Below are 14,261 nucleotides of genomic sequence, written 5' to 3' on the forward strand. Positions count from 1 at the left end.
GCGAAGCCTGATGCTAAAAGGGCTGAGAACAATAGTACTCGATTTTCGTTTTGGCTTTTCCTGTCACACATAATATTTTCCAGATGTTTTTGATAACGTCATTGTTCTAATATTGAGCTAGCTTTACAAACTTTATCTGATGACGTTTATATGTCGGTAACCCGTTTTACATCCAAGTTGTTACTATTCAATTACTTAGTGGTAGATTTTGGTGTCAGTAAAGTTGACGATGACTGTTTTTCAGGAAATGTGAAACTGGCGCTAAATGGTTTATGATTAGTAAAACACATAGGTTGTGAAGGTCTCATAGGCTCGCAGTGTAAAGGAGCAGGTTGTTAAGGTTACAGAAATCGCATTGAAACTTTATACCTTAAACTTGGGTTTGAACCTGAACCTTGAACATAGAGCCGAGTTGAACTTGAAAAGGAATGGATGAAGATGAAATTTGATGATCTCAACGATAGCGAGTTGTGGGCGATTGCTAACCCGATCATGGACAATTTGATGGACGGTTCAACCAAGGTTGACCATGCTCAACACTGCCGAGACTTTACGCAGCGCATGAAGGATATTGTGACGCCTGAGTATCTGGAAAAGGTGTGTCATCATTATCAGCACAGTAATGGCTTTTTTGCTGAACGTGAGCCTGTGGCGCTATTCAGACGCTCCGATTCCATCGCCTTTGTTTGGAAGCAAGCGTATACCATTGCGAAAGGCGAATTTGTGGCAGAAATGGTGTTAGTTGAAGAAGACGGACGTTATTTAGTGGATCACGTGATGGTCTTCTAAAGAGAGGGCTTTCTATTTGTTAGACGATTTTAAGTGTCGAGATAGAACATTATCTGACACTTTAGAAATCAAACAAGTAATCGCTGATCTGATCCGCTAACCAATTCATTCCTGGGTGTTCTGCCATACCTGCCGCGGTAAACATACAGTAGTCTTCTTGAGTCAGGCCATAAGTGTGCTTGATCACCGCCAGTTCCTGTTCACGCAATAAATGGCGTATCAATGGCTCAGGCATTACGCCCCATGCATCTTCTCGTAGAATCGTATCCAACATAAAATCGAAGCTAGAAAAACCAATGTATCGGCGAGAGAAGGGCTCAAGCTCAGGGTTATCTTTTTCATTGAGATAAACCATGGTCGCTTGCATCGAATTTCTTAGTACTTCATCCGACACTCTTCGCATCGCACTTAAATCATGCCCTTTCTTACATACCGACATCATTCGGATCTTGCCGAGTGGGTTGTAGATAATTCTTGGGTCGTCGACACGCTCGTAATCGACACCAAACGCAAAATCAACTTGCTGAGTTTCGACAAGATTAGCCAAGTCGCCACTAGAAGCGAGAACGAAGTTGAAAGAAGTGGAAGGGTATTTGTTGTTTAGGGCGTGCGATAAACTTTGCCACATTTCATCGGGTAGGGAATCGTCGCGTGCGATCCAAATCTCTGCGTTGAATTCACCCGAAACATGTAAGCAGGTTTGCTTAATGCGTGCTGCCGTTACCAACATGCCTTCACAGTCTTTATATATGGCCTTACCTGCCTCAGACAGCTCGACATGGTTACCGCTTCGAACAAACAGTTCGACATCTAACTCTTTTTCCAAGGCTTTGATCGACATGCTCAGTTTGGTTCGGTTACATTCAAGCTGTCGCGCAGCTTCAGAGACGGATCCTAAATCAGCAACAGAACAAAAGGCTTGGACTTGAGAAAGGTTCATTTCATTTCCATATTGAGCGGGTGGCGGTGCATATTATCTGAATATTGTGCTGACTATCTTAGAAATAGTCCATCTTTGCATGATAACTCTATGACGAATTGACTAATTTGGTTTATTCTGGGGGCGTTCCGAACCTACAAGAAGTAAAGATGGAGGCCATGATGGCGAAACAATGGGACGAGTACGCACCTGATTGGGATAACGATCCCGCTACTGCTGTATTCGCACAGTCCGCATTTGACCAGTTAACACAGCTCGTTGATTTGAACGGAACCCGTGTCCTTGATTTTGGTTGTGGTACAGGATTACTCAGCCAGAAAATATCTCCTTTTGCAAAAGAGATCATCGCTCTCGATATCTCAGAAGGGATGATTGAAGAGTTAGATAAAAAAGAGCTGTCTAATGTAGAGCCTGTCGTTGATATCTTATCGCGCGGACTTGCAGCCCAACACCCAGCATTCAGAAATCAGTTTGACTTAGTGGTAGCCTCTTCGGTATGTGGCTTTATTCCGAACCTACAAGATACGGTCAGCCTTATTTATACTCTGTTAGAAAACGATGGGGTTTTTGTACACTGGGATTGGTACTTAGAAAACGACAGCGAAGATTTTGGGGTCAGCGAACAGCGCTCCCAGAATGTATTGAGCGCAGCAGGTTTTTCGATTGTTGAAGTCTCAACACCGTTTTCAATCGACACCCCACAAGGTACTTTGAAGGTTCTGATGGGTGTAGGCCGTAAACAAGTGGTTCCTCATCTATAGTTCACTTGTCTGTAGTTGACGTATCTGCAGTTGACATATAGATAGCTGATCAGATAACTGCACTCACGCTTAATTGACTAAACCCACATCAACGATCTTTGGATCCGTTATGTGGGTTTTCTATTTATACGCACTTGCGTTTTAAACTAAACGGTTCAATTAAGCGGCCTAATCTCTTCTGCTCATTCTTTCCCTTCCCCAACGACAATCATCGATAAACAACCATCGTTAATTGGCAAATGGCCAATTTAAAAACTGTCTATTCACAAAATTTACAAGCTATCTATTCATAAATTACTAAGTTACAAATGGTGTTTTCCATTTTGGAAATGTAGGCTTGCATACATTTCATTAGTGGAAATGTAAGTGTGAGATATAAAATAAGCCCATAAGAATATTAAGGGTTTAATCATGAGCCACCAATCTGCGTCATCTACTTCTTCAACACTTTCAGAACAACAACAACGCTTTAGCAATATCATTTCAGATGCCAACCTGTCCCCAAAACAGAAGTCGAGCTATCTTGCCTTAGAAGCTGAAGCCAGTCTGCCGTATATGCCGGTAAGCAATGAAGTAGAGCAAGCCTTACAACAAGGTGTGCTGTGTGACATGTTTGAAGGTCACGCCCCATTTAAGCCGCGCTATGTGCTTCCTGATTATTCTAAATACTTACATCAAGGCTCCAAGTATTTAGAGCTTAGCGCGGCTACTAATTTCGACGAAGCATTGAACATGCTCACCATCCTTTATCATCACGTTCCATCAGTGACTTCAATTCCGGTTTACTTAGGCCAGTTGGACGATGTGTTGATGCCTTTTGTTGGCGGTTTGACGGATGAGCAGGTATACCAAAAGCTGAAGCTGTTCTGGATCATGCTGGATCGCACGCTGCCAGATGCCTTCATGCACGTTAATATTGGCCCTAGTGACAACATTGTATGTCGCACTATTTTACGTGTGGATGCTGAACTCAAGCAGATCGCACCTAACTTAACCTTTATGTACGACCCTGCAGTCACATCTGATGACCTGCTTCGTCATGCTGCGAGCAATATCTGTGAATGCAGCAAGCCGCACATTGCCAATTATCCTGCACACGCCGCTGCGTACGGAGATAAGCGTTTTGGCATCGTGAGTTGCTACAACTCTTTGCCTCTGGCGGGTGGTTCAAACACGCTAGTACGTATGAACCTCAAGCAAGTGGCTCTGAAATCTGAAGACAGCGTAGACTTCTTACAGCAAGTACTACCTAACTACAGCAGCATCATGATCGAATTGATGAATGCACGTAGCCGCTTCTTACATGAAGAGTCTAACTTCTTCGAAGGCTTCTTAACCAAAGAAGGCTTAATTGAAGAAGATCGCTTTGCGCCAATGTTTGGTATTTATGGCATGGCTGAGGCGGTTAACATCTTAATGGAAAAAGAAGGCAAAGCAGGGCGCTATGGTCACGATGAACAAGCAAATCAGTTAGGCCATCGTATTTCTGAAAAGCTGGCTGAGATTGTTGAAAACTCGGAAGTGAAATATGGGCTGGAAGGTAAGGCTCTGTTACACGCTCAAGGTGGTATCAGCCTAGATGAAGATGTGACGCCGGGTGTACGCATCCCTTACGGAACAGAACCGGATCCAGTGTCTTACGTACGTGCGACGGCTGGTCACCACAAGTTCTACACGTCGGGTATCAGCGACATTCTGACCATCGACGAAACGGTGAAGTCCAATCCAGAAGCGATGTTCAACCTGTGCAAAGGGGCGATTCAAGCGGGTTACCGTGAGTTCACCGCTAACGTAGCATCGAACGATTTGGTTCGTGTGACAGGTTATATGATTAAGCTGTCTGACATTGCCAAATATGACGAGCAAGGTTCACGCACCAATACCACTTTCCTTGGTGCTGAAGCTGCAAAAAATACGGGCATACTAGAGCGTAAACCACGCGTAGCGAGCTTAGAGATGTCGCCGACATACGAATAGCTTTAACGTACGCATGTTATGTGTTTCTCGAATACGAACAATGTGAATTATGAAAATTTCTGATCTAACAACTCAAATGGCTAGGGTTAAAAATAATAAGACAGAAAAACAAGCGAAGGTCAGCCGTGTGCTGACCTTTTCTTGTGTTGATGGACCAGGAAATCGCTTGGTGCTGTTCCTACAGGGGTGTAATTTCGATTGCATCACTTGTCATAATCCACACACCATCAACCACTGTAACCATTGTGGAGACTGCGTGAGTGGCTGCCCGAGCAGTGCTCTGAGTCTTATTGAAGGCAAAGTGAAGTGGGATCCGTTAGCGTGTACCAACTGCGATCAGTGCGTCGATATCTGTGATCATAAGTCTAGCCCCAAAATCACCACGATGACGGTATCAGATGTGCTTGAACTGGTTAGGCACAATCAATTCTTCCTGAGCGGTATTACCGTTTCGGGTGGCGAGGCGACCATGCAATTGCCGTTTATCGTCGAGCTATTTCAGGCGATCAAAAGCGATCCGCAATTGGCACACTTAACGTGTTTTATTGATAGTAATGGCTCGTTGACACAGCAAGGTTGGGATAAGGTATTACCTTACCTTGATGGTGCGATGATCGACCTAAAATCATGGCAATCTGAAACGCATCAATGGTTAGTGGGTAGAGGGAACCATCGAGTGTTTGAAACCATTAACTACTTAGCTGATAAAGGCAGATTACATGAAGTTCGGTTACTGCATATTCCTAATAAAAGTGACCTAGATATCGAGGTAGAGCAGGTCGGGTATTACTTGAAGGGTTTGCCAAGTGATGTTCGAATTCGGTTAAATGCGTTTCAACATCATGGGGTAATTGGCGAAGCTTTAGAGTGGCCTAAATGCACCGAACAACAAATGCAGAGCTTTCACGATAAGCTCTACTTAATTGTTCAAAGGCCAATGCAAACACCTGAGGTTTATACCTAATATTTTCGGTCATCAATGCGAAAAGAGTTAGGCTTCTAAAAACAAGTCACACAACCATTTGATCGCCTGATCATTCATGTTTGGCTTGTTCCACACCAAGCTATACGCCACTTTTCCGTAATCAAAAGGAAGCGGTTTACTTACCAAGCCTTGTGCTTGTTTGGCATGCTCAGCCCATTGTTTTGAGCAAGTGAACAAGAAAGGTGTGTGGTGACATAACACCGCCGCCGCGCCAAAGTCCGCTACCGATATCGCCATATCTCTAGGCTTATGACATTGCACTAAGTTTTGCTCAAAGTAAGGCTTAGACAGTTCGTTATCTAAGATACCAATGTGTTTGTAGTCTAAATAGCCTTCAACTGTTAGTTCTTGCTGAGCGAGAGGGTGGTGAGCGCCCATCAAACAAACCATTTCATCAGGAAGAATCGTTTCCCACACCAGCTCTTTATTATCCGTTGGGGGTTGTGAGATATCGTGTGGCAACAGGATCAAGTTGACCTTACCACTGAGCAAAGCATCGAATCCAAGCTCCTGTTTCGAATAGATATTAAGTTTGGCTTTTGGTGCAAGTTCAGTGGTGATTTTGCTGATCTTCGAGGCAAACACTTCGAAGGTACTTTCACGCATCGAAAGTGAAAAGCTGCCTTGATACTCCTGAGGAGTAAAACTCTTTTGGTGAAGTAACCCGTTCATGCTGGAAAGAATCGCGTGAACAGTGGGCGCTATTTTCAGGGCAAAGGGAGTCGGGATCAGCTTGGTGCCGTCTCGATAGAAAAGTTCGTCATTAAGGATGTCACGCAGCTGAGACAATGTCTTACTCACACTCGAAGGGCTGACAAAGAGTTGCTCTGACGTTTGAGTGACGCTGTGGGTGTTCAGCATAATATGAAGCGCAGTGAGGTGTTTAAGGCTCACTCGCGATAAATGTAAGTAATCCATACACAACTCACTCAATGCGTGACAACGGTCGGTTTAAGGTTTTATAACAGAAACTAGCGCGCTAACTTGTGATGAGCGCGCGAAAAGTGACCCGCACAGAATGCGCCTACAATCGATAGCTCACCCGCCAAACATAAAGCCGCACAAACCTCAGCTAAGGCTTGTGATTTACCGTTGCCGTGTAGCCCTAGTAAATCGAGACACGCTTTTTGGCTTGGTAGGCCAGTACCGCCACCGACTGTTCCTAACATCAAGTTAGGCAGCGTTACACTCGCGTACAAACCACCTTCTTTGTTGAGCTCCATACGAGTCATACCAATCGCAGACTCAGCAACACACGCCGCGTCTTGACCGCAAGCAATGTAGAGTGCAGCAAGTGCATTGGCATAATGAGCATTGATACCAATCGTACCGCTTAGAGCGCCACCGACTGTGGTCATTTGTCCGAACTGCACCATCTTCTCTGGTGTGGTGTGGAGGTACTTAGCGACAAGCTCAGCAGAGATATTGACCTCGGCTGTGACTTTTTTACCACGAACGCTGCGCAAGGTTTGTGTATTGGCTTTCTTATCGCCTGATAAGTTGCCATCAAGGAAAGCATGATCGGGCTTAACCGGCGTATTTTCTATGATGTACTCAAATACCGCGTTGGTCGCGATAGTTACCATATTCTGACCAGAAGCGTCTCCGGTTAGAAATTCAAACACCAAGTAAACATGGTTACCTTCGATGTTGACATTGATGTCGGTAAGTTTGCCGTGCGACGTTGTTGATTCAGCTAAGGTTTTAAATTGGTCATACTGGGTCACTGCCCATGCTACAAACTGTCCTGCTTCAACTAATCCTTGGAATGCGAAACCAGGAGTGCGTGTTACGCCTTCATTGAGCAACATTGCACTTGCACCACCACAAGCTGTGATCAGCTTTGAACCACGGTTATACGACGCGACAAGCGCCGCTTCAGTGGTTGCAAGTGGGACTAGGTAGTCGCCTTTAGCAAACAGGCCATTGACTCTTAAAGGGCCAGATATACCAACAGGGACTTTTACCGTGCCAATAAAGTGCTCTATGTTTTTCTCATAAGCCTGAATCTGCCTTTGAGTATGAGGGTCGAGCAGTTCTTGCTGCGAGTCTGCATTATCGAGAGCCGCCCAGCGACGTGTAAGGTTTTTTTCAGTCAGGTAAGGGCTCGGAGTCAGTTTATTCACTGGCTTATCAAAATGAGGCTGGAGCTTCTTTTCTAATTCGTCTGCGGAGATGTCGCCTCCTAAAATAGAAACATAGTCACGGCGATGCAGATTTAGTTTTGGCATAAATAGTATGAAGTAAAGTTTGTGCAGCAAAATTGATTTGCGCTGATTCTACCGAGTAATAAACCAGAAACAAGTGCCTGATATAATGAGTTACAGTTTGTATGGATTTAGAGCCATTTGTTAGTCAAAAAGAGGGTAACCATCAAATCGATAAATAGTAGCTCGAATCAGATATGGATATCGAGAAGGCTACCAATGGCTTCGTTTTGACGATCAACCACACTCGCACCAACACGGTTGTAATTTGCGCTCTGTGTCAGCTTTAATAACGCTTCAGTAGAGGAAGAAGCTGGTTCAGGCTCTTTCTCTTTAAACGAAATGGGTTGTTCAGGTTCTATTTGATTGAAGCTCAAATCGCTAGTTTGGAAAGTGTCGTTGGTTTTTGGAGAGTGTTTGGAGTTTTGGTTAAGCTCGATAGCGGCTTCTTCAGCCATGTTGGTTGACTGCTGAATGATGGCGTAACCAGATTGAATACCAGATATCGACATAGCAGAACCTTTTATTGACGTATGAAATGAGTCTAGGCGGACGATATTTTGAGTGCAATGGAGAACGGCTACAAATTACTAAGATCAGGTGGATTTAAGCTAAAATAGTGACATTAGTCTATTAATTGAACAACTCATTCAGTACGTTTAACTCTTCATCTGTCAAAAGAGAAGGTTGATCTGTTTCAAGGTTTTCGTCTATTTCACCTTGAAGTGCTTTCAATTGCTGCGGGTTAAGGAGCTGTATTTTCTGCTTAAATGCTTCAAATTGCTGTGTATTCATAATGAGACCTTAGTTCAAATCCATATGCTCAATAGAGCATAGCTTACTGATTCAATAAATCAAACAAGATTAAGTGAATATTAAATGAAGTTTGAAGTTTCCTAAAACTAAGACAACTATAGATCCCTTTGGTTGTTTTTTGTCCGAGGAATGTTAGGCAAAGTTATGGATGAGTCAATCAAAGTCAGCAAGTTTACATGCGTGTAAGATTTGAACGGCCCTTGTAGATAAAGGGTAGGCAAGTGGTTGCTCTACCTAGATGAGCCTTTTGGTAGAGCAATGTACAAACACACGAAGTGTTCAAAAAATGAGCAGCTTCGTTGTCTTTTTGTTTTTACTGTTGTTTTGTTTTTCATCTTGAAACTTCTTTTTCAAGCGGCTTTTCAATCTTAACTTTAACTGCAAATTTTGTGGCTAAGGTATGCAGTTCTGGAAGCATTCGATAAATCAAATGTAGCTGTTGTAGAACCATTCTAACAGAGCTCTCATCCTCTTCTCTCCATTCACTTAAACGCTTATCAAGTTCAGGATCGTAAGCGTTTTTTACTTCGCATTGTTCTTGATGACAAAACAGCTGGTCGTTGAGAGCGTCGAGATGCTCGTGTATTACTCTGTGTGCGTCTAGTACCAGTTTGTGTGTTGCTTCGTCATCGATACGTGTTCTATGAGCTCCCAGAGCAGAGATATAGCTGAGTAGTGCATGATTGAGTGTTAGGAATCGGAAGCTCTCATCTTCAGATGTACGATACTTACCCGGCTCAACCAGCATGCTACTAACAGCGGCAGTCAGATTTGCATCATTGTTATGTGCACTGCGGCGTGCAATACGATAGCTAAGGCTGTCTTTTTTGCCTACACGGTATTGGCCAATGATCTGAGCGAGATAATCTTTATTGGAATCAAGCGCATCTGCCATCACCTTGTGAAGTCGTTTTGATTGCCAGTCCGGTAAAATATAGCTAACCGCTAAAACAGCGAGCGCGCTGCCAATGAAGGTATCTGCTAGTCTTGGCAATACAACTGCGTAGCCTTCCCCTAATTGATTGAAGCAAAAGAGCACAAGCAGTGTGATAAAGGCGGTCGCGAAACCGTAGTTATTGATACGGAAAGCGAAGAACATCACGCCACTGACCACAATGAATACCAGCTGACTCTCTTGAGATGGGAAAAAGGTCAACAACGGTACTCCAATCAACAAGCCTGCGACGGTGCCAATGACACGAGCCGTCAGCTTTTGTCGCGTTGCACTGTAGTTTGGTTGGCACACAAACAGTGTTGTTAGCAAAATCCAATAACCTCTTTCAATCTCAAAACCTTGGATAATTCCGTAACCGATCGTCAAAGTGATCGCCATACGAATTGCATGACGAAATAGCATTGAGTCGGTGTTCAAGTTGGCTTTGATCTTATGCCACATCGCCGTCAAAGTATGAGGGTTGGTATCGTCCAGTACGCCTTCTTCTAGTTTTTCTGCATCTGGGTTACTTATATTTGATAGCTGTTTTTCGACGGTAGCTAGGTTATTAAATAAGTAATCCAACTGGTTGAGCAGTGATTTCCATTCTGGGTTGTTCTGTTGATGCAGATGATTAAGTGAAGACATCAGTTCATCCAGTGCCAGAACAGATTTTTCGCCATGTTGGTATTCAGCGCCAACCTTCAGTGAGCTTGCTACTTCTTTACAAGCTTTAGCTTGGGCTTCGAGCAGATACTTAAATCGAAATAAAACGTCTGATCGCTCAAAGTGTTTTGCCAGCTCTTGATAACGGTAGTGGCTGGAGCTTACGCGTTCATGAATATCCTGTGCGATGAAGTAAGTATTAAGGAATCGGTCACTCGGTCCGTCAATGTGTCCGCGCTTAGAGCGGTTGAGTAGCGTTGCTTTGCACATGTTGAGCGCGTTAACAGTGCTAGCATTGAGTTTGGCTTCAATAATGCGATGTGGTTGGGGAATCAAATCTGAAACTGGATAGAAGAGCTCTGCTTTAGAGCCGATGTAATTGCCGATTTGATCGAATACTGTTGCTAGGTTTTGCTGCACTGGTTGCATCGGCCATACGATCTGCCAAATCATCGACATGAAGTAGTACCAAGCTGCGCCCGTTAACAATAGTAGAGGTTGAAACCAAAGGTTAGTGCTCTCGTGAGCCCCAAGCATGGCGTAGATAGCCACAAGTAATGATCCAAATGCGATACTGGCATATTTAGGGCCAATTGCCCCAAGTATAATAAAAGAGAAGGTTGAAACGAAAAGCCCTATCGCGAACAGCCAAGGCGTATCGAAGAGAATCTCAATAGAGAAGGCTGCAACGGCAAAACAGATAAAGGTTAGCGTGAGTGCTTTCAAACGTCCGGTAAAGCTATCATCACTTTCAGCAAGAGCCGCAGCAATAACCCCTAAAATTAATGGTGTGATCAGTGTGTTTTGACCATAATACCAAGCAGGTACTACAACACCGAGCAGAGTGATGAGAATTAATACGCTGTAATTTATGGTTTTATTCGCCCAATAAAGGCGTAGTTTTGCTGAGAAGTCCACAGTCGCTCACTTGACACACTAAAACCATAATCCTAACAGAAATCAAGCACAAGAATTTGATACTTATCCATAATTGCCCCTAGGTGGTCATGAAAGCGTCGATAAGCAGTGAGACATTATTAATTCTCACTGCATCATGATATAAATTCAATATTCCCAATTAAAGAGCACGCTCCAATGCAGCTAAGCGCTAATAAGACTGCACAGTTTTTTATTCAAAATGAATATCATCAAGTTGAGCTTGATGGTCCACGCCTGCTGTTATCTTCAGTAGGCAGTGAAGAACGTATCCCTTTCACTATTTGGAGTGGCAAGATCGCGATAAAGCGCGGATTGTTTTGGGGATCGTTGCAGTTTTTTGCTAATCAACAAGATGGCAAACAGCGAAGCTGGTTAGTCCAAGGCCTTCCATGGGAACAATGTCGTCAATTTGCGCGCGCATCGGTTGCTGCTTATCAGAAGTGGCATGACAGACAATGTGAACAGTTGGCAGAGCACGTTCCTCAATGGGAAGCTGAATTGACACGTCTTGAGCAACTTCCTGCTTTCCTACCGCATTCTAAAGTGAAGACTTGGGTCGACATGGTCAACGCAGGTCTGGAAAATATGACGATGACTCTAGAGGAAGCGGCACAGCGCATGCCAAACCGCATTGCTCGAATGCAGCCATGGTTGTCTGAAACGGAAATTCAGCAAGCCGAGAGGAATCAACAGTGGTTAGAGACAGAAAGACAAAATTGGGAAGTATTGTTTGCTCAATGTGAGTCGTCACCCCTGAACTTATCGCAACAATATGCGGTCTTGATGAATGATGATCACAACCTTATTTTAGCGGGCGCAGGCTCAGGTAAAACCAGTGTTCTCACCGCTCGCGTCGCGTATTTATTGCAAAGCCACCAAGCTCAAGCTGAAGAGTTGTTACTGCTCGCCTTTGGTCGTGAAGCCGCGGAAGAGATGAAGCAGCGCCTTAACAGCAAAATTGGCATATCAGCCGAGAAGGTGCAAGTCAGTACTTTCCACCAGTTGGGTCTAAAGATACTGAATCAAGTTGAACCCGAACGCGTGGTTATTTCTCCGCTCGCACTCGATGACAACCAACGCCAAGCATGGTGCATTGATTGGTTGAAGAAGCACTGGATGACGCCGACCAACTTTAAACGTTGGCAAAAGCACTTGTCTAAATGGCCAATTGCTTATTTAACCGGTGATGATGAGCTAGGTAGTCATGTTTCAAATCTTAAATTGATTGGTTGGCTTGAAAAGCAACTTGAACAGTTGAATGCATCGGGTTTAACGAAAAAAGAAGTACAGCAACAACTGATTGATCACCGTGACTATACGCGCCTCAATAGCGAGCTTTCACTGTGTTGGCCATGCGTAACCGCTTGGCAAAAGGAATTGAAAGAACAGAATCATATCGACTTCTCAATCATGATCAGCCGAGCGACACAGTATGTCGAGAAGGGGAAATTCATTTCGCCTTGGAAGTTCATCATGATCGATGAATATCAAGATATCTCACCAGATCGTTTAGCCTTGGTTGAAGCCTTGTGCAATCAATCGAAAGCGCAGCACCAAGCTTCTATTTTTGCCGTAGGTGATGACTGGCAGTCAATTTACCAGTTCGCGGGTGCAGATGTTGATCTAACGACGGGCTTTAAAGATCGTTTTGAGAGCTCGACAATTCATCATCTAGATACGACTTATCGATTTAACAATCAGTTAGGTTCGGTTGCCAATCGCTTTGTGCAGGAAAACCCGATTCAACTACCAAAAGAGCTCAACAGCTTCAAACAACAGAAGCAGAAGTCGGTTTATAGTGCGTCAAGCAAAGAAGTTGAGAAGATCCTCGATCAGATAAACAGGCAAGCAAAAGGTAAAGCCAATAAATCAGTGATGTTGCTTGGGCGAAATCATTACCACAAACCAGAGCTGTTGGAAGACTGGAAAAAGATCTATACCTCAATTGATATCAGCTTCATGACTTGTCACGCGAGTAAGGGTAAAGAAGCGGATTTCGTGATTATTCTTTGCGTTGATGAAGGACAGTTCCCCGCGAAGAAGAAACAATTGCACATTGATGGCGCGTTGACTGAATCTTCGGATGTGTTCCCTTATGCGGAAGAGCGTCGTTTGTTTTACGTGGCAATGACGCGAGCAAAAGAAAAAGTAAGGATAACGCACAGTGGCGATGGTTCTGGCTTTGTGCAAGAACTGCATGGCTCTGATTACCCTGTCGTTCGTAAAAAGTGATGTCACTTGGCGTAATTGTCTAAGATTAGATCTTCAAGCCCTGCCTTAATATCACAAGGCAAACGTATAAAGCAGAAGGAATCCGCTATGGAACACGGCTCTATTAACTATATTGAATTTGCAGCGCGAGACATCGCCGCCACTAAGACGTTTTTCAGCCACGTGTTTGGTTGGATCTTTGAAGACTATGGTCCCGAGTATTCAGCTTTTGAAGGTAAAGGCTTAATGGGTGGGTTCTATTTAGCGGATCTAGCGTCCAATGCTGAAAGTGGTGCGGCGTTGATGGTTTTCTATAGCGAAGATCTTGAGCAAACCGTGCGTGAGGTGTTGGATGCTGGTGGAGAGATAAACCGTGAGATATTCAGCTTTCCCGGTGGGCGGCGTTTCCATTTTAGAGAGCCAAGTGGTAACGAAATGGCTGTGTGGAGTGATAAGTAGAGAATTAAGGTTCTGGTAAACAAAAAGCCAGCTATGCGAAATGATCCTGTAACGTTGGACATTTCTGTTAAGCGGTAATCAGGCCTGACTATCGAAGTCAGGCCTTTTAGTTTCACTTTATACGCTTGGTATTGTAGAACTAATTATGCATCAACCCATTTAAGGGCGAGGCAATTTAATCAAGATTAAGCTAGAAGCTCTTTCGCTGTGTTTACTACGTTTTCAGTAGTGAAACCGAACATCTTGAATAGCTCACCTGCTGGTGCAGACTCGCCGAACGTTGTCATACCGATGATCTTGCCACCGAAACCAACGTACTTGTACCAGAAGTCAGCGATGCCAGCTTCTACAGCGATACGTGCTGTAACGTCAGATGGAAGTACAGACTCACGGTACTGCGCGTCTTGCTTGTCGAACGCGTCAGTCGCAGGCATAGAAACTACGCGTACTTTCTTACCTTCAGCTGTTAGCTCAGCAGCAGCGTTAACCGCTAGCTCAACTTCAGAACCCGTTGCGATAAGGATAAGCTCTGGCTTGCCTTCACAATCTTTCAGGATGTAACCACCCTTAGCGATGT

13 protein-coding genes are annotated in these 14,261 nt (G+C 44.1%); 6 read left to right on the forward strand and 7 right to left on the reverse strand.

The window, feature by feature from the left end; genetic code table 11:
- Positions 1–438: 438 nt before the first annotated feature.
- Entirely contained in the window at positions 439–789 is a 351-nt protein-coding gene (locus AB4496_RS06850; RefSeq protein WP_009845584.1) for a hypothetical protein, read from the forward strand.
- A gap of 61 nt (positions 790–850) precedes the next feature.
- Here AB4496_RS06850 and AB4496_RS06855 read toward each other — a convergent pair whose 3' ends face one another.
- Entirely contained in the window at positions 851–1,729 is an 879-nt protein-coding gene (locus AB4496_RS06855) for a LysR family transcriptional regulator (protein ID WP_009845583.1), read from the reverse strand.
- A 161-nt stretch (positions 1,730–1,890) separates the two neighbouring features.
- Here AB4496_RS06855 and AB4496_RS06860 point away from each other — a divergent pair, with 161 nt between their 5' ends.
- The 3 genes from AB4496_RS06860 (at position 1,891) to AB4496_RS06870 (ending at position 5,431) form a co-directional block, all read left to right on the forward strand.
- Positions 1,891–2,490 carry a class I SAM-dependent methyltransferase gene (locus AB4496_RS06860; RefSeq protein WP_009845582.1) on the forward strand — a complete coding sequence of 200 codons (600 nt, stop codon included), beginning with the start codon at positions 1,891–1,893 and terminating at the stop codon, positions 2,488–2,490.
- Between the two features lie 411 nt (positions 2,491–2,901).
- The gene (locus tag AB4496_RS06865) at positions 2,902–4,467 is read left to right on the forward strand and encodes a YjjI family glycine radical enzyme (RefSeq protein WP_009845581.1); all 1,566 of its coding nucleotides are present in this window, start codon (positions 2,902–2,904) and stop codon (positions 4,465–4,467) included.
- Between the two features lie 49 nt (positions 4,468–4,516).
- Positions 4,517–5,431, forward strand: a complete 915-nt coding sequence (locus AB4496_RS06870) for a YjjW family glycine radical enzyme activase (protein ID WP_050395117.1) — start codon at positions 4,517–4,519, stop codon at positions 5,429–5,431.
- Between the two features lie 27 nt (positions 5,432–5,458).
- Here AB4496_RS06870 and AB4496_RS06875 read toward each other — a convergent pair whose 3' ends face one another.
- From AB4496_RS06875 to yccS, 5 genes are all read right to left on the reverse strand, one after another.
- A complete protein-coding gene (locus AB4496_RS06875) occupies positions 5,459–6,370 on the reverse strand; it encodes a LysR family transcriptional regulator (RefSeq protein ID WP_009845579.1) in 912 nt (303 codons plus the stop codon).
- Positions 6,371–6,423: 53 nt separating this feature from the next.
- Positions 6,424–7,683, reverse strand: a complete 1,260-nt coding sequence (locus AB4496_RS06880) for a hydroxymethylglutaryl-CoA reductase (RefSeq protein ID WP_009845578.1) — start codon at positions 7,681–7,683, stop codon at positions 6,424–6,426.
- Between the two features lie 167 nt (positions 7,684–7,850).
- Positions 7,851–8,171 (reverse strand): hypothetical protein, encoded by a 321-nt coding sequence (locus AB4496_RS06885; RefSeq protein WP_009845577.1) that lies wholly within the window; start codon positions 8,169–8,171, stop codon positions 7,851–7,853.
- Positions 8,172–8,292: 121 nt separating this feature from the next.
- Positions 8,293–8,454, reverse strand: a complete 162-nt coding sequence (locus tag AB4496_RS06890; RefSeq protein WP_009845576.1) for a hypothetical protein — start codon at positions 8,452–8,454, stop codon at positions 8,293–8,295.
- A gap of 352 nt (positions 8,455–8,806) precedes the next feature.
- Complete coding sequence (gene yccS / locus AB4496_RS06895) at positions 8,807–10,993, reverse strand: YccS family putative transporter (protein ID WP_009845575.1); 2,187 nt, start codon at positions 10,991–10,993, stop codon at positions 8,807–8,809.
- A gap of 177 nt (positions 10,994–11,170) precedes the next feature.
- On the opposite strand from yccS, the gene helD reads away from it, so the two are divergent.
- Together helD and AB4496_RS06905 are read left to right on the forward strand one after the other, a co-directional pair.
- Complete coding sequence (gene helD / locus AB4496_RS06900; protein WP_372130720.1) at positions 11,171–13,246, forward strand: DNA helicase IV; 2,076 nt, start codon at positions 11,171–11,173, stop codon at positions 13,244–13,246.
- Positions 13,247–13,333: 87 nt separating this feature from the next.
- Positions 13,334–13,684, forward strand: a complete 351-nt coding sequence (locus AB4496_RS06905; protein WP_009845573.1) for a VOC family protein — start codon at positions 13,334–13,336, stop codon at positions 13,682–13,684.
- Between the two features lie 185 nt (positions 13,685–13,869).
- On the opposite strand, the gene AB4496_RS06910 is transcribed toward AB4496_RS06905, so the two are convergent.
- Positions 13,870–14,261: transketolase-like TK C-terminal-containing protein (locus tag AB4496_RS06910; protein ID WP_372130721.1), on the reverse strand; the 392-nt coding region annotated here is incomplete at its 5' end.

Origin of the sequence: Vibrio sp. 10N.222.46.A1 (assembly GCF_041473595.1) — a bacterium.
Classification (GTDB): Bacteria; Pseudomonadota; Gammaproteobacteria; order Enterobacterales; family Vibrionaceae; genus Vibrio; species Vibrio tasmaniensis_A.